This is a genomic window from Cellulomonas fimi ATCC 484, from assembly GCF_000212695.1.
GTDB lineage: Bacteria > Actinomycetota > Actinomycetes > Actinomycetales > Cellulomonadaceae > Cellulomonas > Cellulomonas fimi.
In genome coordinates this window covers 789,840-811,750 of sequence record NC_015514.1, presented here as the reverse complement: position 1 = coordinate 811,750, position 21,911 = coordinate 789,840, and the positions used below count along the sequence as shown (strand labels likewise).

19 protein-coding genes and 1 riboswitch are annotated in these 21,911 nt (G+C 73.2%); of the genes, 2 read left to right on the top strand and 17 right to left on the bottom strand.

Going from position 1 to position 21,911, the window contains the following annotated elements; translation table 11 throughout:
* The 4 genes from CELF_RS03700 to CELF_RS03685 form a co-directional block, all read right to left on the bottom strand.
* A complete protein-coding gene (locus tag CELF_RS03700) occupies positions 1-933 on the bottom strand; it encodes a universal stress protein (RefSeq protein ID WP_013769909.1) in 933 nt (310 codons plus the stop codon).
* A gap of 145 nt (positions 934-1,078) precedes the next feature.
* Positions 1,079-1,681, bottom strand: a complete 603-nt coding sequence (locus tag CELF_RS03695; protein ID WP_013769908.1) for an HNH endonuclease — start codon at positions 1,679-1,681, stop codon at positions 1,079-1,081.
* A 212-nt stretch (positions 1,682-1,893) separates the two neighbouring features.
* Entirely contained in the window at positions 1,894-2,652 is a 759-nt protein-coding gene (locus CELF_RS03690; RefSeq protein ID WP_013769907.1) for a C40 family peptidase, read from the bottom strand.
* A 2-nt stretch (positions 2,653-2,654) separates the two neighbouring features.
* Positions 2,655-2,814: riboswitch (cyclic di-AMP (ydaO/yuaA leader) on the bottom strand.
* Positions 2,815-3,087: 273 nt separating this feature from the next.
* Positions 3,088-3,780, bottom strand: a complete 693-nt coding sequence (locus CELF_RS03685; protein ID WP_013769906.1) for an iron-dependent transcriptional repressor DtxR — start codon at positions 3,778-3,780, stop codon at positions 3,088-3,090.
* A 112-nt stretch (positions 3,781-3,892) separates the two neighbouring features.
* Between CELF_RS03685 and serC the strand changes: the two genes are divergently transcribed.
* Positions 3,893-5,035 carry a phosphoserine transaminase gene (gene serC, locus CELF_RS03680; protein WP_126297660.1) on the top strand — a complete coding sequence of 381 codons (1,143 nt, stop codon included), beginning with the start codon at positions 3,893-3,895 and terminating at the stop codon, positions 5,033-5,035.
* A 237-nt stretch (positions 5,036-5,272) separates the two neighbouring features.
* Here serC and CELF_RS03675 read toward each other — a convergent pair whose 3' ends face one another.
* The 6 genes from CELF_RS03675 to CELF_RS03650 all read right to left on the bottom strand — a co-directional run bounded on the left by CELF_RS03675 (position 5,273) and on the right by CELF_RS03650 (position 11,864).
* A complete protein-coding gene (locus tag CELF_RS03675) occupies positions 5,273-5,992 on the bottom strand; it encodes a hypothetical protein (protein WP_013769904.1) in 720 nt (239 codons plus the stop codon).
* Between the two features lie 171 nt (positions 5,993-6,163).
* The gene (locus tag CELF_RS03670) at positions 6,164-7,981 is read right to left on the bottom strand and encodes a DUF4012 domain-containing protein (protein WP_013769903.1); all 1,818 of its coding nucleotides are present in this window, start codon (positions 7,979-7,981) and stop codon (positions 6,164-6,166) included.
* A 103-nt stretch (positions 7,982-8,084) separates the two neighbouring features.
* Positions 8,085-9,422, bottom strand: coding sequence for an MFS transporter (locus CELF_RS03665; RefSeq protein ID WP_013769902.1), 1,338 nt, complete (start codon positions 9,420-9,422; stop codon positions 8,085-8,087).
* Positions 9,419-9,841 (bottom strand): MarR family winged helix-turn-helix transcriptional regulator, encoded by a 423-nt coding sequence (locus CELF_RS03660; RefSeq protein WP_013769901.1) that lies wholly within the window; start codon positions 9,839-9,841, stop codon positions 9,419-9,421. Before CELF_RS03660 ends, CELF_RS03665 begins: the two co-directional genes overlap by 4 nt.
* Positions 9,842-9,939: 98 nt before the next feature.
* The gene (locus CELF_RS03655; protein WP_013769900.1) at positions 9,940-10,542 is read right to left on the bottom strand and encodes a CAP domain-containing protein; all 603 of its coding nucleotides are present in this window, start codon (positions 10,540-10,542) and stop codon (positions 9,940-9,942) included.
* Positions 10,539-11,864 (bottom strand): UDP-glucose dehydrogenase family protein, encoded by a 1,326-nt coding sequence (locus CELF_RS03650; RefSeq protein ID WP_013769899.1) that lies wholly within the window; start codon positions 11,862-11,864, stop codon positions 10,539-10,541. Before CELF_RS03650 ends, CELF_RS03655 begins: the two co-directional genes overlap by 4 nt.
* Before the next feature lie 317 nt (positions 11,865-12,181).
* Here CELF_RS03650 and CELF_RS03645 point away from each other — a divergent pair, with 317 nt between their 5' ends.
* A complete protein-coding gene (locus CELF_RS03645; RefSeq protein ID WP_013769898.1) occupies positions 12,182-13,315 on the top strand; it encodes an acyltransferase family protein in 1,134 nt (377 codons plus the stop codon).
* 16 nt (positions 13,316-13,331) lie between these two features.
* On the opposite strand, the gene CELF_RS03640 is transcribed toward CELF_RS03645, so the two are convergent.
* From CELF_RS03640 to CELF_RS03610, 7 genes are all read right to left on the bottom strand, one after another.
* Positions 13,332-14,534 (bottom strand): polysaccharide pyruvyl transferase family protein, encoded by a 1,203-nt coding sequence (locus CELF_RS03640; RefSeq protein WP_013769897.1) that lies wholly within the window; start codon positions 14,532-14,534, stop codon positions 13,332-13,334.
* The gene (locus tag CELF_RS03635) at positions 14,531-15,376 is read right to left on the bottom strand and encodes a glycosyltransferase family 2 protein (protein WP_013769896.1); all 846 of its coding nucleotides are present in this window, start codon (positions 15,374-15,376) and stop codon (positions 14,531-14,533) included. The genes CELF_RS03640 and CELF_RS03635 overlap by 4 nt, the downstream gene beginning before the upstream one ends.
* The gene (locus CELF_RS03630; protein WP_013769895.1) at positions 15,373-16,311 is read right to left on the bottom strand and encodes a glycosyltransferase; all 939 of its coding nucleotides are present in this window, start codon (positions 16,309-16,311) and stop codon (positions 15,373-15,375) included. The genes CELF_RS03635 and CELF_RS03630 overlap by 4 nt, the downstream gene beginning before the upstream one ends.
* Entirely contained in the window at positions 16,308-17,609 is a 1,302-nt protein-coding gene (locus CELF_RS03625; RefSeq protein WP_013769894.1) for an MATE family efflux transporter, read from the bottom strand. The genes CELF_RS03630 and CELF_RS03625 overlap by 4 nt, the downstream gene beginning before the upstream one ends.
* Positions 17,606-18,775 (bottom strand): hypothetical protein, encoded by a 1,170-nt coding sequence (locus CELF_RS03620; RefSeq protein ID WP_126297659.1) that lies wholly within the window; start codon positions 18,773-18,775, stop codon positions 17,606-17,608. The genes CELF_RS03625 and CELF_RS03620 overlap by 4 nt, the downstream gene beginning before the upstream one ends.
* Positions 18,776-18,942: 167 nt before the next feature.
* Positions 18,943-20,133, bottom strand: a complete 1,191-nt coding sequence (locus tag CELF_RS03615) for a glycosyltransferase WbsX family protein (RefSeq protein WP_013769892.1) — start codon at positions 20,131-20,133, stop codon at positions 18,943-18,945.
* A gap of 67 nt (positions 20,134-20,200) precedes the next feature.
* Entirely contained in the window at positions 20,201-21,691 is a 1,491-nt protein-coding gene (locus tag CELF_RS03610; protein WP_013769891.1) for a sugar transferase, read from the bottom strand.
* Between the last annotated feature and the right edge of the window lie 220 nt (positions 21,692-21,911).

Below are 21,911 nucleotides of genomic sequence, written 5' to 3'. Positions count from 1 at the left end.
TCAGGCCTGCTTCTGCGGGCCGCACCGGTTGGTGACGACCATGACGGGGCACTCGGAGTGGTGCAGCACGGCCTGGCTCGTCGACCCGAGCAGCAGCCCCGCGAACCCGCCCCGACCCCGCGACCCGACGACGATGAGGTCGGTCGCGACGGAGAACTCGGTCAGCAGCTCGGCACCGCCGCCGTCGAGCGCGTACCGCCGCACCTCGACGCCGCGGTAGTCGGCCAGCGCCCGGTCCACGACGACGTCGAGCCCTTCGCCGACGTCCTTGAGCACCTGGTCGTGGTCGACCGTGTCCGGCAGCCACGCGAGCATCCCGCTGAGCGAGCTCGCGGGCACCCCGGCGACGGCGTGCACCTCGGCACCCCACGCCTGCGCCTCGGCGAGCGCGAACCGGAGCGCCCGTTCCGCCTGCGGCGACCCGTCGACACCGACGACGATCCGCCGCACGGGCTTGACCGCGGGCAGCACGGCGTCGTCGGCCAGCGCTCGTCCGCCCTCGCGGAGCGGGACGACGACCGTCGGGCAGTGCGCGTGCGCCGGCAGCGCCGACGAGACGGTGCCGAGCAGGCGGTCCGCGAACCCGCCCCGACCGCGCGTCCCGACGACGGCCATCCGGACGTGGTGCGACAGGTCGACCAGCACCCCGGCCGCGTCGCCCGTCTGGACGGTGGCCGTGACCGGGATGCCGAACCCGTGCACGCGCGCCGACGCCTCGGCCAGGACCGCGCGGGCGCCCTGCTGGATCGCCGTGTCGTCGAGCGCGGCGTAACCCCCGTCGAGCGACGCCGCGGTGAACGAGGGCAGGGAGTACGCGCAGACCAGCTGCAGCCCCCAGCCGTGGGTCGCGGCCTCCTCGGCCGCCCAGTCGAGCGCGTGCAGGCTCGCGGCTGAGCCGTCGAGCCCGACGAGGACAACGTCGTCTCGCTCCATCGGGGCCTCCCTGCTCGTCGTCGCGCCGCCCGGCCTCGGGACCCCTGGCACCAGTGTGGCCCCGGGGCCGCCGACGCGCTCCTACGAGACGGCGGCGATACCGCAGTTTGGCACAACCTTGACCCGGGACCGGAACAGCCGGAGGTCAGGCGGGCACGTACGCCGCCCACAGCGGCTCGGAGCGGGCCGCCGCCGTCCCGAACGTGACCGACCAGCGTGGCGCGCGGGGCGCGAACCCGAGCTCCCAGCCGATCTCGTGCAGCAGCCGGTCCGCCTTGCGGTGGTTGCACCGCACGCACGCGGCCACGACGTTCGTCCACTCGTGCCGCCCTCCGCGCGAGCGGGGGTGGACGTGGTCGACGGTGTCCGCACCGCCGCCGCAGTAGGCGCACCGGTGGCTGTCGCGCTGCAGGACCGTGCGACGCGTCGGCGGCACCGGACGGCGCACCGGGACGTGCACGTACCGCGTCAGGCACAGCACGACGGGCAGCGGCACCGACGCGTGCTCGGAATGCAGCAGGCGGCCGTCGGTCTCCAGGACGGTCGCCTTGCCGCTCATGACGAGCAGGACGGCCCGGCGGAGGCTCACGATGCACAGGGGCTCCATGCTCGCGTTGAGCAGCAGGGAGCGGGCGCCGGAGGACAGGACGGGTGCCGGCGCGCGGGAGGCGGCGGGGCCGGTGCCGGTGGCGGCGGGGGCACGCCCCGTGCCCGATCCGGCGGCGAGCGTGACGGTCTCGGTCAGCACGGCGTCCTCCCGACCTCGGAAGTCGGACCGGCTGGCTGCCGGACCGGCGAAGCGACAGCGTGGTGCGCGACCAGAGTACGCGGCGGTGGGCGGGCGTCCACCACGGGAGCGGCCGTGCCACGGGTGAACGGCGCCGTCGCGGTGGGGGCAACGACGAGGCCCCCGACGACGCGGACGTCGTCGGGGGCCTCGGTGGACCGAGCCGGTCGGTGTCAGCCGACGCGGAGGAAGACCGGCGAGCTCTGCCAGATCTCGCGGAACTGGATCGTCTTGCCGGGACGCGGCGAGTCGATCTGCTGGTTGCCGCCGGCGTAGATCGAGATGTGGCCGGGGCTCCAGATGAGGTCGCCCGGCTGCGCGTCGGCGCGGGACACGACCGTCGCGGCGGCCTTGATGCCCGAGCTCGTGCGCGGCAGCGAGATGCCGAGCTGCGCGTAGACGTAGGAGACGAACCCGGAGCAGTCGAAGCCCTCGGGGGTCGTGCCGCCCGAGAGGTACGGCGTGCCGACGTAGCGGGCCGCGACCTCGAGGACCGCGTTGCCGGCGACCGACTGCGGGATCGGCGCGTTGCTCGTGGTGGCCGCGGTGCGCGTGGTGCTGCGCGACGCGGTCGTGGTGGTGCGGCGCTCGGGGGCCGGCGGGGGCGTCGGCTTCACGGCCGTGACGGCCGGGGCGTCGAACGTCCAGGCGGCCTCGGCGGGCGAGCTGACGACGGGCGACGTGTTGAGCACGGCACGCGCGGAGGCGGTGAGTGCTGCGGTGTCGACCGAGTTCAGGGCTCCGGCGTTGTCCGACGCGGCACCCGCGGGGGCGCCGATCATCGTGACGAGGAGGCCGGACGACGCCGCGACGACGGCGGTGCGGCGGCCGGCGGTGCCCATCTGCTCCGAGGCGGCGGAGGCCAGCTCGGACAGGGGCGTCGAGGGACGACGCGCTGCCCGATGCCGGGCGCGTGTGGTGCTCACGGTCACTAGGTGCCTCTCCTGTCGCCTGCGAGGTGAGCTGTCGGGTTCGAGTGGGAGAACACTCGGCCTGGGCGGCGGTCCTGCTGCCACCTGGGCTTCACCCCAAGGTCACCGTCTCCGGTGGACCACAAAACGTGGGTCCCCCGCCCCTGCCGGCGGTTCGTACGGACCTCGGGGCGGCGGCAGGGTTAGGCGTTCCGCTCGAGGGCTTCCACGGAGGAGGGTTCCGAGAAGCAGGTTGAACGTACAGGAGCGTTCGGGTGATTGTCACGTTCCGATCACGGCCAGATACGGCTTGTGTTGGACACCCGTCCGGCGTGTCGCCGCGACACGCCGGAACCACCTGGGAGGACGCCTCGGACGCCCGTGGGAGCGCGCGCACGCGCACGTGCCGGATCTCACCCGGACCCCCTGCACGGCCACCCCGTGGCCGCAGGCGCCTCAGCGCGTGCCGACGAAGATGTGCCGAGCGACGTCGTCCGGGAGGTCGAGCACGGTGCCCGAGCCCGCCACGCCGACCGTCACGACGCCGTCGCCGCGCTCCACGGTGACGTCACCGCCGGGCCGCACGCCGGCCTCCGCGAGCCGTGTCAGCAGCTCGACGTCGACCTGCAGCGGCTCCGCGATCCGCACGACCACGACCGTCGTCCCGTCGGCCGAGGGGACGGCTGTCAGCGGCGTCACCCCGTCGAGGAAGTTCACGCGCGTGACCTCCTCGCCGATCTCGGCGAGGCCCGGGATCGGGTTCCCGTACGGGTCGAAGTGCGGGTGGTCGAGCAGCGCCGCGAGCCGCTTCTCGACGCGCTCGCTCATGACGTGCTCCCAGCGGCACGCCTCCTCGTGGACGTACGGCCACTCCAGGCCGATCACGTCGGTGAGCAGGCGCTCCGCGAGGCGGTGCTTGCGCATCACGCGCACCGCCTTCGTGTAGCCCAGGTCGGTCAGCTCGAGGTGGCGGTCGCCCGTGACGACGACGAGGCCGTCGCGCTCCATGCGCGCGACCGTCTGGGACACCGTCGGGCCCGAGTGGCCGAGCCGCTCCGCGATGCGCGCCCGCAGCGGCGTGCGGCCTTCCTCGGTGAGCTCGTAGATCGTCTTGAGGTACATCTCCGTCGTGTCGATCAGGTCGCTCACCGCACAGCCTCCGCGTCTCCTCGTGCGCCGGCGGACCCCTCACACCGCGCGCTGCCCACAGATTAGTTGGTCGGTACGACCCGGCCGGGCCACGACGGCCTATCCTCGGGCCGTGCCCGCTCCTGACGCCCCGCCCGCCGTGACGATCCCCGCGCACCTGCTGCCGCGCGACGGCCGCTTCGGGTCCGGGCCGTCCAAGATCCGCCCCGAGCAGGTCGACGCGCTCGCGCGGACCGGCCGGACGCTGCTGGGCACGTCGCACCGGCAGGCCCCCGTGCGGGCGCTCGTCGGGCGGGTGCGGGCCGGGCTGACCGAGCTGTTCGGGCTGCCCGAGGGGTACGAGGTCGTGCTGGGCAACGGCGGGTCGACGGCGTTCTGGGACGTCGCGACGCTGTGCCTCGTCGAGCAGCGCAGCGCGCACGCGGCGTTCGGCGAGTTCGGCGCCAAGTTCGCCGGTGCCGCGGCCCGCGCACCGTTCCTCGGCGAGCCCGTCGTCACGACCGTCGCGCCCGGGCAGGTCGCGGTGCCGGGTCTCGCCGACGGCGTCGACGTGTACGCGTGGCCGCACAACGAGACGTCGACCGGTGTCGCCGCGCCCGTGCGGCGCGTGCCCGGGTCCCGCGAGCAGGGTGCGCTGGTCGTCGTCGACGGCACCTCGGGCGCGGGCGGGCTCGCGGTCGACGTCGCCCAGACCGACGCGTACTACTTCGCGCCGCAGAAGTCGTTCGCGTCGGACGGCGGGCTGTGGCTCGCGTGCCTGTCACCCGCCGCGGTCGAGCGCGCCGCGCGGCTCGAGTCCGGCGACCGCTGGGTTCCGGAGTTCCTGTCGCTGACCACCGCGGTGGCGAACTCGCGGCTGGACCAGACGCTCAACACCCCGGCGATCGCGACGCTCGTGCTGCTCGCCGAGCAGCTGGACTGGATGGTCGCGCAGGGCGGGCTCGCCTGGGCCGCGCAGCGCACCGCGACCTCGGCCGCGCACCTGTACGGCTGGGCCGAGGCGCGGGACTGGGCGTCGCCGTTCGTGCCCGACCCCGCGGCCCGGTCCTCGGTCGTCGGCACGATCGACCTGAGCCCCGAGGTGGAGGCCGCGACCGTCGCGAAGGTCCTGCGCGCGCACGGCGTCGTCGACGTCGAGCCGTACCGCAAGCTCGGCCGCAACCAGCTCCGGATCGCCATGTACCCGGCGGTCGACCCGGAGGACGTGCTCGCGCTGACCGCCTGCGTCGACCACGTGGTCGAGCACCTCGGCTGAGCCGGCACCACTGGACAGGCACCGCTCAGCCGGGCACCGCTGAGGCCGGCCCCGCTGAGCGCGGCAGCCTGAGGCCGGTACCGGTCGAGCTTGTACCGCTGAGCCCGGGCCCCGCTGAGACCGGCACGCTGAGGCCGGCACCGCGCACGCGACGACGCCCGCTCCCGTCGGACGGGAGCGGGCGTCGTCGTGCGTGACATCCGGGACCGGTCCCCTCCGACCGGTCCCGGTGCCGCGTCAGGCCGCCTCGTGCCGGCGGCGCACCAGGGTCACGGCGGCGACTGTGCCGACGCCCACGACCAGCAGGGCCGCACCGGCCCACAGGAGCGGGCCGACCTCGCTGCCCGTGGCGGACAGGACCTGGTTCGAGACGGGCGCCGCCAGGACCTCCTCACCGGGAGGGTCGGTGACGCACACCGGGCTCGACGGCGGGTACGCCACGGCCATCGACACCTCGGGGTTGACCGCGAAGTTCACGGTCACGGACGGGCGCACCCAGTCGAACTCGTCGCCCTCGACCCACGAACCGTCGGCGAGCTGCGTCCAGCCGGGCCAGTCCGCGCCCTTGCCGTCGGGGCCGACGACGGCGCCGGGCCACAGGACCGTGCCGGTCAGCGGGAGGCCGGACTGCACGATGCTCGCGCCGCCCGGGTTGACCCACGTGATCGTCACGGTGTCGTTGGGCGTGCCGACCGGGTCGACCGCGTAGCGCAGCTTCGGCACGTCGTTGTCGCAGAACGGCGTCAGGATCGAGACGGTGAGGTCGCACGGGAGCGGGGCACCGTACTCGTCGGTGTCACCGAGGCAGCCGTACTGGGGGCCGGACGGCTCCGGGTCCGGCGCCGTGACGGTGGGCTCGGGAGACGGGACGACGACCGCCTGGGCCACGGCAGGCGCCCCCAGCAGGGCGACGGCCGCCAGCAGCGCGGTGGCGCACGCTCGGAGGATCTTGCTCATGACCAGTCCCCTCGACGGGAAGATTCGGACTATTCGGAATCAGTGTGACGGTCACAATCCTGGATAGACACGTGCGGATGGGGTGATCTCGGACAATCACCCGCTCGCCGAGGCGGCGGTCACCCGCGCGGGCGACGTCACGCTCAGGCGTCGACGACCCCGACGGCCGGCTCAGGGGCAGGCGGCCGACACGGCGCCGGGGCTCGTGAGCGTGGGGGTCGTCCACACGTCGACGCGCCCGTCGCGCACCGGGACCTCGAACCGGTACGTCGCGCGGCCACCCGGGTCCAGCCGTGAGCCCACCACCGTGACCGGCCGGCCCGCGACGGTCTCGGCCGTGCCGCCCACGACGCCCGCGTCGGTCCGCAGCCCCTGCGGCGGCGCCCCCTGCGGCCCGTACAGGGCGATGCTCGTCGCGAGCGAGCCGACCGGGACGGCGCCGCTCGTGCCCGTGACGTTGAGCGGGTAGCTCGTGACGTCCGCGGGCGGGTCGAACGCGAGGTCGAGACGCACCGTCGCGGTCGGGTCCGGGCCCGAGCAGCGCAGCTCCTCGACGGTCAGCGTCGGGCGCAGGTAGTAGTCGAGCTTGCCCGCGGTGCCGTCGTTGAGGAACACGCCCGCGGCGTCCTCGAACGGCCCGGAGAGGAACGCCGCGCCCAGCGTCGTCGCCGCGATCCGCTCCTGCTCCTGCGGGTGCGCGGACCACACGCGCACGCGCCCCTCGTCGGCCGCCTGCGCACCGGCCTCGACGAGGGCCCGCACGTCGCCGTCGCCCGACGCGAGCGCCCCGAAGACCGCCGCGGCCACGTCGGCGAAGAACCGGTCCGCCGCCTCCAGGTCCGGGTAGCGCAGGTACGCGTCGTGCAGCAGCGTCGCCAGGAGCGTCTCGGCGTCGAGCGTCGTGCCGTCCGGGGCGTCGACCGGCCCGACCTGCTCCAGCAGCGCGGCGACGGCGACCGGGTCGGTCGCGACGACCCCGTCGACCGTCCCCCCGACGTCCGCCTGCCAGCGGGCCGCGAGCAGCTCCGCGGAGCGCGGGAAGTCCGGCGTCATCACGGCGTTCTGCACGAAGCGGCCCAGGCCCGTGCCGTGCACCGCGACCTCCTCCGCGGTCAGGGGCAGGACCGGCTCCGGGATGCCGCGCAGCTCGTCGGTGCTGCGCTGGTCGACGAGCGAGAGCGCGCCGCCGTCGGCCCGTACCACCGCGAGGCTCCCGACGATGCCGCCCGCGGTGCGCAGCTCCGCCGAGTTGAGCGCCGCGACCAGGTAGGTCCGCGGGCCCTCGGACCCGAGCATCGGGGGCAGGAGCGTCGCGACCTGCGCGCCCGTCTCGAGCGCGGACGCGACCTCGTCGAGACCGTCGCGCGCCTGCTCGACCGGCCCGACGAGCGGGCCCACGAGCCCGTCGGTGTCGATGCCCGCGACGTCGGAGGCCGCCCGGCGCGCCACGACGGACGCGGCGACGAGGTCCGGGGCGGCGGTCACGAGCGGCTCGAGGTCGACACGGCCGTCGGGCCCGCGCAGCCCCTCGCCGTCGCCGAGCAGGTCCGTCACGGCGGTCGTCGCGGGCAGCGCACCGGTCGCCACGTCGTCGAGCGCCGCGGAGACCGTCGCGACGGCCGCGAGCTGCGCGCCGGCCCGGGGCAGGTGCTCGGCGGCGCGCCAGACCGGGTCGGACGACGCGTCGTGCGCCCGGCCGGCGGCGTCCTGGATGCGGGGCAGCGCGTCGCGCAGCGCGCCGGTGTCGCCCGCGTCGAGGGCCTCCTGCACGTCGCCGACGGCGTCGCGCGCGTCGGTGAGCGCCCCCACCGTCTGGGTGGCACGCACCGCGATCCAGCCCGCGAGGACGAGCAGCACGACGACGACCACGAGGAGCGCGAGCAGGACCCGGCGCAGCACGCGACGGCGGGGCCGCGGCCCCGGCTGGTCGCCGGCCGGCGTCGGGGCGTCGACGGGCGGCACCGCCCCCTGGCCGACCTGCGCGCTCACCGCCCGATCGTGACATGCCGGACGAACCGCCCGACACGGGCGCCGGTGCGATTCACCCGCGCGACGTGGCGACCGGGTGACCGGCGGGTGCCGCTCCGTCCGGTCAGGCGGCGTCCTGCGCGCGCGCCGCCTCGTCCGCGCCGAGGCGCATCGCGGTCTGCTCGCGCCGGGTCGGCTCCCCCTCGACGGGGTGGGTCACCTCGAGGTGCGGCCTCGTGAGCAGGTGGTAGCGGACCCGCACGTCCCACGCGCGGCGCGCCCACAGGGCCGCCCCCGTCGCCACGAGCAGCGCGGTGATCGAGCCGATGCCGACGGCCCAGCGCGGCCCGAACGTCTCCCCGATCCAGCCGACCACGGGCGACCCGACGGGCGTCGCGCCGAGGAAGACCATCATGTAGAGCGCCATGACGCGGCCGCGGACGGCCGGGTCGGTGCTGAGCTGGATCGTCGCGTTGGCCGCCGTCATCATCGTGAGCGACGCGAGCCCGACGGGGATCGCGGACACCGCGTACGACGCGTACGTCGGCATGAGGGCCATGACGCCGGTCGAGATCCCGAAGCCGAACGCGGCGCCGATGACGAGCCGCACCCGCGGACGTTCGCGCCGGGCCGCGAGCAGCGCCCCCGACAGCGACCCGATCGCGAGGACCGAGCCGAGGATGCCGTACTCCCCCGCGCCCCGGCCGAACTCGGTGCGCGCCATCATCGCGGACGTGAGCTGGAAGTTGAGGCCGAACGTCGAGATGACCCCGACGACGACCATGATGACGAGGATGTCGCTGCGCCCGCGGACGTAGCGGATGCCCTCGCGGATCTGGCCCTTAGCGCGGGACGCGGTCGGCATGGCGTTCAGCTCGGAGGACCGCATGCGGGTCAGCGACAGGATGGTCGCCGCGAACGTGGCTGCGTTGATGACGAACACCCAGCCGGTGCCGATCGCCGCGATGAGCAGACCGGCGACACCGGGGCCGATCAGACGGGCCGCGTTGAACGACGCGCTGTTGAGGCCGACGGCGTTGGACAGCTTGCTGCTGGGCACGAGCTCGGCGACGAACGTCTGGCGGACCGGCCCGTCGATCGCGGTCACGGCACCGAGCAGGCCCGCGAAGACGTACACGTGCCACAGCTGCGCGTGCCCCGACAGGACGAGGGCACCCAGCCCCGCGGCGAGCACGCCCTGCCCCACCTGGGTGGCGACGAGGAGCTTGCGGCGGTCGACGCGGTCGGCGAGCAGCCCTGCCCAGGCGGACAGGAACAGCACGGGGGCGAACTGCAGGGCGGTCGTGATGCCGACGGCGACGCCCGACTCGTCGGAGAGCTGGGTCAGGACCAGCCAATCCTGGGCGACGCGCTGCATCCAGGTGCCCACGTTCGCCACCAGCGCCCCCGCGAACCACAACCGGTAGTTGCGGAACTGGAGCGAGGAGAACGTGGGACTCATGAAGCGGCGATCCTCCGCAGGAGCTCGGCGGCGTCGGCGAGGAGCTGGCGCTCCTCCTTGGTCATGCCCTTGAGGCGTTCGGTCAGCCAGGCGTCGCGGCGGCGGCGGGTCTCGACGACCTCCGCGCGGCCGGCGTCGGTGAGCGTGACGACGACCTGGCGGCCGTCCGTGGGGTGCTCGTCCTTCTGGACGAGACCCAGCTCGACGAGGCCGTTGACCGTGCGGGTCATGCTCGGCGGCTGGATGCGCTCGGCCTCGGCGAGCTGGCCCGGGGTCATGGGCCCGAGCTTGGTGAGCCACGCGAGGACGACGAACTGCGGGTCCGTCAGCCCCTGCGCGCCGCGCTCCGCCCGGATGCGGCGGGCCGCCTGCCCGACCGCGACGCGGAGCTCTCCGGCGAGAGCGGGGGCGGTGGGCATGGTGATTACTCTAGTTCATTACCTTGCGTAACGACACTCAGGGGGGTCGGCCGGACGGGTGACGCTCACCACCCCGCGGCTCGGCCCAGCCCCGTGGCTCAGCCCAGGAACACCTGCGCGCACGTCAGCTCGCCGTCCGGCTCCCGCGCGCAGCCGATGCCGACCTGCATCAGGGTCGGGTCCAGCAGGTTCGCGCGGTGCCCGGCCGAGCCGAGCCACGCGTCGACGACGTCCCGTGGGCCGGCCGCCGCGCGGCTCAGGTTCTCCGCCGCGAGCTCCACGTCGCACGTCGCCATCGCGTCGTCCAGCGGCGCGTGCTCCAGCTCCGCCGCCCCGACCAGGGCGGTCGCGCGACCCGTCGCCACCTGCGCGGCGCAGTCCGACCACGCGAGCGCAGCGACGCCCTCGTCCGCCCGCGCCTCGTTGGTCGCCGCGAGCAGCCGGCGCGCGTACGCGTCGGGCGCCTCGTCCACCGACCAGCCCGCGAGCGCGTCCGGGGACGACGGCGTCCCGCCCGACGACCCGCCCGACGACGCCCGACCCGACGAGGCGGGGCCCGTCGGCGCACCGTCCGACGACCCACCCCCGACCCAGCCCAGCGCCACCGCGAGCGCCAGCACCGCCCCCAGCAGCCCGAGCGCGACCAGCACCCACCCGACGACGGCCGTCCGCCGCCGGGCCGGCCCGTCCCCGACCGTCAAGGGCGACCCAGCGCCCGGTACGTCCAGCCCGCGGCCCGCCAGTGCGCCGGGTCCAGGACGTTGCGGCCGTCGAGGATCCGCTTGTGCGCCACGACCGCCCCCAGCGCGTCCGGGTCGAGGTCGCGGTACTCCTGCCACTCCGTCGCCAGCAGCACCACGTCCGCGTCGACCGCCGCCTCCAGCGCCGTCGCCGCGAACTTCATGTCGGGCCACTTCGCCTGCGCGTTGCCGATCGCCTGCGGGTCCGTCAGCGTCACGTGCGCACCCTGGAGCTGCATCTGCGCGGCCACCGACAGCGCCGGCGAGTCCCGCACGTCGTCGCTGTCCGGCTTGAACGACGCCCCCAGCACCGCGACCCGGCGCCCCACGATCGACCCGTGGCACACCTCGCGCGCCAGGTCCACGACGCGCACCCGGCGACGCATGTTGATCGAGTCCACCTCGCGCAGGAACGTCAGCGCGTCGCTCACGCCCAGCTCGCCCGCGCGCGCCATGAACGCCCGGATGTCCTTCGGCAGGCAGCCGCCGCCGAAGCCCAGCCCCGCGTTGAGGAACCGCCGGCCGATGCGCGCGTCGTAGCCGATCGCGTCCGCCAGGCGCGTCACGTCCGCGCCCGTCGCCTCGCACAGCTCCGCCATCGCGTTGATGAAGCTGATCTTCGTCGCCAGGAACGAGTTCGCCGCGACCTTGACCAGCTGCGCCGTCGCGTAGTCCGTCACCACGAGCGGCGTGCGGTCCGCGAGCGGTGTCGCGTACACCTCGTCGAGCAGCACCCTCGCCGCCTCGCCCGCCGCCGTCGGCACGCCCTCGTCGTCCGTCGGCAGCCCGTACACCAGGCGGTCCGGGTGCAGCGTGTCCTTCACCGCGAAGCCCTCGCGCAGGAACTCCGGGTTCCACACGAGCGTCGCCCCCGTGCCCTCGAGCCGCGCCGCCAGGTTCTCCGCCGTCCCCACCGGGACCGTCGACTTGCCCGCCACCACGTCGCCGCCCGACAGGTACGGCGTGAGCGCCTCGAACGCCGACTCCACGTACGACAGGTCCGCGCGGAACTCGCCGTGCACCTGCGGCGTGCCCACACAGAGGAAGTGGACCTGCGCACCCGCCGCGTCCGCCATGTCCGTGCTGAACGACAGCCGCCCCGTCGCCTTCGTCTCCGCGAGCAGCTCGGGCAGCCCCGGCTCGAAGAACGGCGCCTCGCCCGCCTCCAGCGACGCGACCTTGCGGGGGTCGACGTCGATGCCGACGACCTCGTGGCCGAGCTTGGCCATGCACGCGGCGTGCACCGCGCCGAGGTAGCCGCAGCCGATGACGGAGATGCGCATAGGGGTCCCCCTGTGAGATAGCGGTGTGTCTGGTCAACGTAGCGTTCGCGCGCGGGCCAGATCTGCCGCCGACCGGGTGGAATCAGTACAAATCCGGGTGATCCGGCCCGGACGCGCACGGCGCTCCCGGCGGCCGATGCCGAGGCACCGTGATCGACGTCGCGACTCTCGGTGCTCACCGCGCGACGGCCTCGTGCCGATGCGTCACCGTAGGGGTCGACGCGGGGTGCTTCGACTCCTCGGCACATCGAGAGCGCGAGACGAGGGACACGCGGTCCGCGCGTGGTGCGACCACGACGACGCGACAGCGGGGGGACATGAAAGAGCAGACGAGAACCAGGCTCGACGGCCTAGAGGCGCTTCGATGGTTCGCCGCTGCGGCGATCATCGTCTACCACGCCGCGACGATCCCCGGCCGAGCGCCGGCAGACGGCGTCGTGGCCGTCGTCCGGTCGTTCGACTACGGCGTGCCGCTCTTCTACGTGCTGTCGGCGTTCGCGATCTGGTACGGCTACAGCCAGCTCGTCCGGACGTGGCCCGGCGCGCGCCACTTCTACCGGCGCCGCTTCTTCCGGATCGCGCCGATGTTCTACGTGATGCTCGCCTTCTACTGCGTGATGCTCGGGTTCGACGTCGAGCCACGCAAGCTTCTGACCTCCGTCATGTTCGTGTTCAACCTCGTTCCGTCCGACGTCGAGGGCATCGTCTGGGCCTCGTGGTCGATCGGCGTCGAGATGCTCTTCTACGCGATCGTTCCGCTTCTCGCGCTGGCGATCCGGAACGGCCGGCGGGCGACGGTCTTCCTCGGAGCAGCGATCGGCGTCCAGGTCGTCTGGCACGCGGCCTTCGAGGGTACGACCGGTACCGCAGCGAAGTTCGGGCAGTTCTCGCTGCTCAACTACCTGTGCTTCTTCGCAGCCGGGATCGCCGCGCTCTACGCCTACCAGCTCGCCGAACGTGACGAGAGGCGGCGCTTGCGCGTCGGCCGAGCCCTGGTTGCCGTGTCGCTGGTCTCGGTCGTCGCGCTAGTAGCCCTGGGCTCCCACTCGGCGCCGCTGGTGCGATCGACGTGGGCGGTCGTGCTCGCCGCCCTCGTCGTCGGCGTCGCCCTGGCCCCCGACCGCGTCCTGGTCAACCGGGCCACGCGGTCGCTCGGAGCGGCGAGCTTCAGCCTGTACCTGCTTCATCCCGTCGTGCTCGGCTTCCTCGATCGGGCCGGGGTGACCGACCGGGCGTACGAGACGGCAGGGGGCGTGGGTGGCTTCGTCGTCATCGTCGCCCTCACCTTCGCGGCGGTCATCCCGGCGTCGCTCATGACGTACCGATGGATCGAGCGTCCGGCGTACCGGTGGGCGGGCCGCGGAGCGCTGCGCGGCCCGCGTCCCGCGCCGAAGGACCGGGAGCCGGTCCAGGGGCCGGCGGACGCCGCTGTGCCGGACCAGGTGCGCTGACCAGCCCCGCCCCTGGTCAGGCTCCGGCGTCCCGACGCCGAAGGAGCTGGGCGCGGGCCGAGCCGAGAGGGCCGGCGGCGATCTGGCGCAGCTCGGCGACGCGCAGGTCCAGTCGCTTCTCGATGCTCGCCCGGCGGTCGAGGGCGTCGGTCACCCGTGCGCGCAGCGCCTCCTCGCTGACGTCATGCATGTCGAGCTCCAGCTCGGCGATGCCGAGGTACGTCGCCGCCTCGTGCATCTTGTTCTCGTAGGAGAGCGACACGCACGGCACGCCCGCCATGCCGCTCAGGACCAGCCCGTGGTACCGCATGGAGACGACGGCCTCGGCCTGCGCGAGCGCGGTCCGGTAGTCGTCGAGTTCACCGACCTCCACGACGCTCGCGGGGCAGCCCGCACTCGCCAGCTCGTCGAGCAGGAGCTCGTGGATCGAGTGCTCGGCCTCGGGCCCGGTCAGGTGCGGGACGATCCGCACCTGGAGCCCGCGCGCGGCTGCTACGTCGGCAACCGCCCGTGACAGGACGGTCCGTAGGAACCGTCCGTCGTCGAAGCCACGAAACGCCGGATGCCAGGTGCCGAGCCGTGTCGGCACGACCGCGATGTACGGCGCGCCGGTGCGGGGTCGGGACGACTCGACCGGCGGGTCGGCGAGCAGGAGCGCCGTGTCCACCCCGAGGTACGCACCGACACGGTGCGAGGCGAGCCAGCGTGCGGAGGCAGCCTCGCGCACGGCGACCTCGGACCGCCGCAGGACGTACAGCGCCAACCTGTCGAAGACCGCGGAGCCGCTCGACACGACGGTGTTCTGCACGAAGCGGAGCCGGACGCCGCTCCTGACGAGGATGACCAGGGTCAGGAGGTAGGTCCAGTCCTTGTACACACCGAGGTTGGAGCCCGCCGGGGCGACGAAGACGGCGTCGGCCGCGCGGCATCGATCGACCATCTCCGCGAGCCCACGGTCGGCCCGCCGCGACAGGGGCCACAGCAGAGCAGTGAGCGCCAGACGCGGCCGCTCGTCGTTCGTCCCCGCGAGCACGCGCGGCATGTGGTGCCTGACTGCCGCACCGCCCGTCGAGATCCGTCGCCCGTTCTTGTGCCAGATGTAGAAGACATCGACCGTGTCGGCACCCAACTCGCGCTGCAGCCCCTCGACCAGCGCCACTCCCGCCGCGTCGTCGCCGTAGTTGTTGGTGTGCTGATGCACGACGGCCACGTGCGTCATCGGGGACCTCCATCGTTCGCTGCGTCCATCCGGCTGGTCACGTCCTGCAACGCCTGGCGTGCGTGGGCCGTGCGGGAGCCGTACCTCGCCCCCGCCGGCCCTCGCCACGGCATCACGAGCAGCGGGTAGGCGGCGAAGAACCGCGCGGCCGACCCGATCTCGTACCTCCAGTGGAGCGGGGACCAGCGAGCGGTGTCGCGGCTCCACTCGTGCACCCAGCGGACGTTCGGGTCGACGAGCACCGGAACCCCCCGCGACCACGCACGCAGGCCCAGCTCGTGGTCCTCGTAGTAGATGAAGTAGCGGCCGTCCCAGCCGCCGAGGCGACGCATGGTCGCGGTGGTGCCGGCTACCGCCGCCCCCATCACCCAGTCCACCGGAAGGAGGTCGGCGCCCGGCGCCGGCGCGTACTCCGCGACGCGCGCGAAGGGCACCCGCACGCCGCGGTGGGCGAGCTTGTCCACCACGAACGGCAGACCGCGCCCGTTCGGCTGCACGCTGCCGTCCGGGAACGTCAGCTGAGGTGCGACGACCGCCCCTGCGCAGGCTGTCGCCTCCAGGCGGTGCAACGAACCGGAGGCCACCGTGACGTCGGGGTTCACGAACGCCACGAACTGCGTCTCGACCTGCCGCAGCGCGCGGTTGTTGGCCCGCGAGAAGCCCACGTTCGACGGCTGTCGGAACACGGTCGCGCCGAGCTCCTCCGCGACCGCCACTGAGTCGTCCGTCGATGCGTTGTCGACCACCACCCAGCGGAACGAACCGTCGAACCCGCCCCAGCACCGACGGAGTGCGCCGGCGCTGTTGTACGTGACCGTGATCGCGGTCCAGTCGTGTGTCACCACTCCCCTTGCCCCTTCCGACGCGGCGCGGCCACGAGCAGCGCGAGGGCGCGGGCCGGCGGCACACGCCTCGCGAGCACGTCCCCTGTCACGAGGCGCACGAGTCGCCACGTCAACGTGCCACCGGCATAGGCCTCGAGGGCGGCACGATCCCGGTCCCGTGGCTCCGAACGCGCCAGAACGGTTCGGGCGACGCGGACGCGCCACCCGAACCTCTCCCTGCGGATCTCGTCGAGCAGGGCAGACGGCTTCACCGACCCCGTCGCTCCCACCAGACGTCGCATCCTGCTCGTCAACCGGCCGGCCACGGGCTCACCGATCACGTTGCCGTCGTGCTGGCGGTAGGTCTGGACGACGGCGTGGCAGGTCGCGATCCCCCGGAGCACATGTGCGCACACGCCGAGCCAGTGGTCGTGGTAGGCCGCAGCGGTGGGAGCAGGGAACGGCAGCGCCAGCTCCAGGACGTCGGGTGACAGCACCGAGAAGCCGCCGGTGACCTGGTTGTCCGTCAGGAGTGCGGACAGACCGAGGTGCGTGCGGCGCGAGGAGCGCCGCGACCCGTGCTGCGAGACGGCCATCGCCTCGCCCTGCGCCAGCGAGGCGGCGGCGAGCAGCGGGGTCAGACGCTCGAGCTTGTCGGCGCACCACACGTCGTCCTGGTCGCAGAGGGCGACCCACTCGGCACGACGAGGCACGTCGCCGAGGAGTCGCTCGAACTGCCGGTAGTGCCCGACGTTGATCTGGTGCTCGATGATCGTGAACCGTGGGTCGCCCTCGCAGGCCGACCGCACCGCTCGCACCGCGTCCGGATCGGCGCCGTCGATGCCGACCAGGCACCGCCAGTCCGTGAGCGTCTGGGCCCTGAGCGACATGACCTGCTCGGCGAGATGCCCAGGGTTCGGCCGGAAGACGGCCATCACGACGTAGCCGGTCACGTCGTCTCCTCCGCGGCGCCGACCACACCCGGAGCGACCGGTTCCCGTCGGCGAGCCACCCGCACCAGCCACCACAGCGCGATCCAGACCGCCGCGATGCGGGCGCCCCAGGTGACGGAGACGCCGAGGACGGACGACCCGGCGACGCACGCGACGAGCGCAAGAAGGTACGGCACGGCAAGAGCGAGCTGCACGAGCGAGACGGCGCGGTGCGCGTCACGGGACTGCAGGTAGGCGATGAACACCTGGCTCGACCAGTTGAGCACCGTCGACGACACCGCGACTGCTGCGACGAGCGACGTCGTGAGGGTCGTGCTGCCCAACGGTTCGAAGAACGCGAGGACGCCCGCCTGAGCCACGGCGTAGGCGAGAGCGAACCCCGAGCCCGCCGCCACGAGCGACGCGAGGGCGAACCGCCCACCGAGGAGACGACCCAGCCTGCCTGAGTGCGACGCGGCGTCCGCGACGAAGCGCGGGAAGAGCACCGACAGCACGGCCGACGGCAGCACGTACGTCTTCATCATGAGCTCGGAGATCGCGACGTAGTAGACCCACAGCTCCACCGGTGGGGAGAGAGCGGCGAGGAAGAGCCTGTCGGCGTAGAGCAGTGCGGGGCCGACGACGCTCGAGACGCCCAGCCAGGTGGCGAGCGAACGCACCCCGTCCGTGGCGTCGCCGCGGGCGCGCAGCCCCGCGCCGACGGCCCCCCCGACGCGGGTCGCCCGGAAGAGGAACGCGGCGGACACGAAGCGGTAGCCGACGATGGAGGTGACGGCGAGTGCCAGACCGTCCTCCGTGACGCTGAAAGCCAACGCGGGCAGCAGGTAGGTGAACATGGCGTTCGCGGTGCGCTGGACGGCGATCGAGAGGAATCGCCCTTGCGCCTCGAGCGTGCCGATCAGCGGGAACTGGATCGATGCGGCGATCGGCACGAGACACAGCGCGACGAGCTCGGGCGGCGGTGGGCCGTCCAGTCCTCGCCGCACCGCCTGGACGAGCCCGAGCGTGACGAGGGCCAGGATGCCGCCGAGCGGAACGGAGATCCGCCAGAGCTGTCCGACGACGAACCCGGGAGAGGCCCCGCCCGACACGAGTCGGGACGCCGTCCTCGTCAGGCCGAAGTCCGTGAGTGCGAGGTAGCCGACGACCGTCCACGCGAGCAACAGCTGCGCCGCACTCGCCGCCGGCACGGCCGTTGCGACGACGACCGTGCCCGTCGCGCCCAGCACGGCCGGGAGCAGGCCGCCCGCGACCGAGGTCGCGAGCGAGCGGTGGATCTCGCTCGTCTTCCGTGTCATCGGACGGGAGAACCCTCGCGAGGGCCCGAGGTCGTGACGGCTTCGAGCCGCTCCGCGCGCGCGGCGGCCCGGGCACGCGCGTCGCGCGCGCGCCGCGAACGGGCCGCCGCGATCGTCACCCAGATGAGCTGGGCACTGAACGCGGTGTAGACGAGCATGTTGCTGAAGAACGAGAAGAAGTACAGCGTCGCAAGGATCGCCATGGCCTCTTCCTGCAACGGGCTGCCACGGACCGCCCGCGTCACGCCGACGCCCACCAGGACGAGGACGGCCAGGACCGCCACCGCACCGACGAGCCCCGCCGTGCCGACCGCCGACCCGAACGTCGTCGACGCCGTCAGCTGCGGAGAGACGAGGAAGGCGTTCTTGTCGAAGGCGTCGACGTCGAGCGCCTGTGCGACCGGGACTCCCACGGTGTCGGGCACCAGCTCGTAGAAGACGAGACCTGCGAGATCACACTCCTGACCGCACACGCCGCCGTCGGCGTACTCGAACGCCGCGTTGAGGTTCGCCAAGGGCGAGGCGAGGTAGAGGTACGGCCACAGCCACACCGTCGGGACACCGGTGCCTGCGAACTCGGAGCTGGCGCGCGCGTAGTTCACGATCGCGCTCGACGACCCCTGCTGGCCGGTCGCCTGCTCGACCTGGAAGCTCAGGCGGGCGTTGCCGAACTGCCCGAACGCGAGCAGGAACACGCCGACCGCGCCAGCTGCCACGACGAGGCCGGAGAAGCGCATCCTGCGGGCCCGCACGAAGACGATCAGACAGGAGAAGGCCAGGAACGACACGGCGCTCCGGCTTGCCATGGAGAGCAGCAGCGCAGTGACCCAGCCGAACATCCCGAGGTGACCGATCGTCCGTTCCAGCATGAGTGCGCGGAAGAGCCGCACCCCGTAGTAGCCGGTGAACGACAGAGCGGCGACATGAAGCCCGGGCAGGCCGAAGCTGTAGATGTCGTAGGGCGCTCCTCGGAGGATCAGCACGAGCGGGATGCCGCCGCTCGCCGCGTACGCCGCCACGAAGTACACCGTGATCCCGGCGACGTTGGCGATCCTGACCCGTTCGCGGTCGGAGGTCGGGGGCATCCAGCGGGAGGCCAGCGCGAGCGTGACGAAGACGACGAGCGCGAAGACGAGCAGCAGCCAGAACTCCGGCCTCGGACTCACGAAGAGCGTCGACCACCTGAGCTGGAGGAGGGCGGCGCCGAGGACCACCCAGAGGCAGAACGCGGCATAGGGGCTGCGCACGGCGCGATAGAGACTGCCGACGGCCGGGCTGCGCTCGGGCCGGGAGGACGGGGCCCCGACCGTGGCGCGGGCGCCACGGACCGCCGTCACGCCGAGCCCCGGCGCAGCCGCTCGACGTGGCGCACGACCGATCTCGCCGACTTCAGCGCGGACCCGAGTGCCGCGAGCATGACGCTGTACAGCTGCGGGCGCGTCCACGTGCGCCGTCCCGACGCGGAGCGGGACCTCGCGGAGGACGGGACGGACGACCCCGCGGTCATCGCCTCGAGGTACGCGAGCCCGCGCCGCGTGTCGGGCTCCAGGTACGCCCCTTCGGCCCACTCGTTCCACGCGTTCACGAAGAGCAAGCCGTCGCGGCCCCGTTGCGCCTCCTCCGCCTTCCGCGCGCGCGAAGCCCACGCGCCGAAGAGCTCGGGAGTCGAACCGACGTAGATCGTCGCGCGCTCCTGCCGCCGGGGCGTGTTGTCCCACCCGGGCGTCACACCGCGGTATCTCACGAACGGGGCGCCGGACCGGGTCGCGAATGTCCGGGCCAGCTTCTCGTACGACATCAGGCGACCACGGAAGTCGCGAGCGACGCCGTCCAGCGCGGCCGTGTGCACGTTCCGGATGGTGTTGCTGCCGACCGGCGGGAACTCGACGACCGCGTCGAAGCCCATCGGACGCGGATCCAGCCCGGGCTTGGTCTCGGCTGCGACGAGGTGCAACCCGCCGACGCCGGCATCCTCGGCCAAGCGCCGGAGCAGGCTCGTGGTGCCGAGGGGGTCAGGCAGCTGGTCGGCCCGGTGCACGACGAGCACGGGAGCTCCGTGCTGCCGGAGATAGTGCGGGGCGCGGAGATGCGGGAGCAGGTCGGCGAAGAGTCTCTCCTCGAAGCCGGCCTGGTAGCTCTGCGGCATCAGGACGTCGCGGGACTTGCCGTCCCAGCGCCGCGTCCATGACTCGTTCGCCCAGGACAAGCAGTACGGCAGCAGCTCGGGGTCCGAGCGCCACGCCTCGACCGGACGCTCCAGGAGGCGCCGGCCGTCGAACCAGTAGAAGTACAGGCAGAAGGCGTCGACCCCGTGGGCGCGCGCCAGGTCGCTCTGACGTCGCAGCACGTCGTGATCGGTGAGCGAGTAGTGCCCGAGCTCGCCCGGCTCGCGAGGCTGGTCGTGCCCGTCGAACTGGGGGCGAGCTCGTCGGACGTTGGTCCACTCGGTGAAGCCCTCACCCCACCACTGGTCGTTCTCCGGGATCGGGTGGAACTGGGGAAGGTAGAAGGCGATGGTTCTCAAGCCGTCCTCAGCTCTGTGTCGTCGCAGGGCGCGGGGGCGCGCAGCCCGCCCGGTCGGGTCGGCATGCCTAGTACGCACCGCTCCGCATAAGGACGACCTTGGCCGTCCGCACGAGGATGAGGAGGTCCGTGAACAGCGTCCAGTTCTCGACGTACGACACGTCCATGCGGACACCGGCCTCCGGGCTGAGGTCGGAGCGTCCGGAGACCTGCCACAGACCGGTGAGACCAGGCTTCACCAGAAGTCGTCGGTGCGCCGTCCTGTCGTAGTGCGCGACCTCCTCGGCGATCTGCGGCCGGGGGCCGACGAGGCTCATCTCGCCGCGCAGGACGTTGAAGAGCTGCGGGAGCTCGTCGAGCGAGAAGCGCCGCAGGAAGCGGCCGACCCGGGTGACGCGCGGGTCCTGCTTCGGCTTGTAGAAGAGTCCGATCTCGGTGACGCCTTCGGCGGCGAGCACCTCCGCGAGACGGTCGTGGGCGTCGGCGACCATGGAGCGGAACTTGTACATCCGGAACCGGCGCCCGTCCCGTCCGATGCGCTCCTGCGTGTACAGGACGGGGCCGCGGCTCGTGCAGGCGACGGCCACGGCGACGAGCGCGAGCAGCGGTGAGAGGACCACGACGGCAGCGGTCGCGCCCACCCAGTCGAAGACGGTCTTGGCGGCGTACTTCGCACCGGTGAACCGGGGCTCGTCGACGTACATCAACGGCAGGCCGGACACCGGCTGCATCGTCACCCGCGGGCCGGCGACGTCGACGAGCGAGAGCGTGAGCGCGAGGTCGACGTGGGACCCCTCCAGGTCCCATCCGAGCTGCCGGACGGCGTCCGAGGTGATGCTGTCCGATCCGGAGACGGCGACGGCGGAGGCGCGGGTCGCGACGGCGACACGCGCCGCATCGGCGAACGAGCCGAGCACCGGGACGCCCGCGACCGTCTCCCCCGTCGAGATCTCCCCCGACGGCACGCACACGCCGACGACGGCGTAGCCGGCACGGGGGTTACGGTGCAGGTCCTGGATGAGGCGGGCGGCCTTCTCGCGGTGGCCGATGACGAGGATGCCGGACTGCATGCGGCCCGCGTCACGACGGCGGTGGAGCCACAGACGCCAGGCGTACCGGCTGACGAGGATGAGGAGAAGACCGAGCGGTGCGGCGACGGCCAGGTACCCGCGGCCGATGTCCATCTTCAGGAGGTAGGCGACGATCGCGACGACCGCGAACAGGCGCCACGTCGCGCCGAAGACGCGTGCGTACTCGACGGGGCCGGTGCCGATGATGCGGCGGTCGCGGGAGCGCACGATCGCGAGCGCGGCGAGCCAGGCGGTCGCCAGCACGGCGGAGACGGCGAGGTAGGACGGGGAGTACTCGCCGGAGACGAGGGTGGGGACGTCGAAGCGGACGACGTAGGCGACGCCCACGGCGACGATGATGCAGAAGGCGTCGGTGATGGTGAGCCGCGCGACGTACCAGGGCCACCAGGGCGCGGTGTCGGCGGCGGTGCGCTCGCCGGCGGGCACGGCCGGGCCGGGCGTCGGTCCCGACGACGGGACGGCGCGCATCTCGACCACCGATTCCCCCAGTCGACGGTGGACACCACGAACGGCGCCATGCTACCCACGGCGACGGATTCACATTCCGGGCGAAGCGCTCGTGAGATACGACGGCGCAGGCCACGGCGGCGCAATTGTGTCGCGCCGCCGCCGGTCCCGCGCGGCGGACGTGGAAGGGGCCGGGCACGGTGTCAGCGTGCCGACCTGCCGGCGGGGCAGGAATGTGGTG

What these genes read in the sequence shown, in the direction of transcription:
- CELF_RS03675 (WP_013769904.1), bottom strand. Translation starts at nt 5,992, where the DNA reads ATGAGCAAGATCCTCCGAGCGTGCGCCACCGCGCTGCTGGCGGCCGTC.
- CELF_RS03640 (WP_013769897.1), bottom strand. Translation starts at nt 14,534, where the DNA reads ATGACGCACGTGGCCGTCGTGCATCAGCACACCAACAACTACGGCGAC.
- CELF_RS03665 (WP_013769902.1), bottom strand. Translation starts at nt 9,422, where the DNA reads ATGAGTCCCACGTTCTCCTCGCTCCAGTTCCGCAACTACCGGTTGTGG.
- CELF_RS03610 (WP_013769891.1), bottom strand. Translation starts at nt 21,691, where the DNA reads ATGCGCGCCGTCCCGTCGTCGGGACCGACGCCCGGCCCGGCCGTGCCC.
- CELF_RS03625 (WP_013769894.1), bottom strand. Translation starts at nt 17,609, where the DNA reads ATGACACGGAAGACGAGCGAGATCCACCGCTCGCTCGCGACCTCGGTC.
- CELF_RS03650 (WP_013769899.1), bottom strand. Translation starts at nt 11,864, where the DNA reads ATGCGCATCTCCGTCATCGGCTGCGGCTACCTCGGCGCGGTGCACGCC.
- CELF_RS03645 (WP_013769898.1), top strand. Translation starts at nt 12,182, where the DNA reads ATGAAAGAGCAGACGAGAACCAGGCTCGACGGCCTAGAGGCGCTTCGA.
- CELF_RS03660 (WP_013769901.1), bottom strand. Translation starts at nt 9,841, where the DNA reads ATGCCCACCGCCCCCGCTCTCGCCGGAGAGCTCCGCGTCGCGGTCGGG.
- CELF_RS03700 (WP_013769909.1), bottom strand. Translation starts at nt 933, where the DNA reads ATGGAGCGAGACGACGTTGTCCTCGTCGGGCTCGACGGCTCAGCCGCG.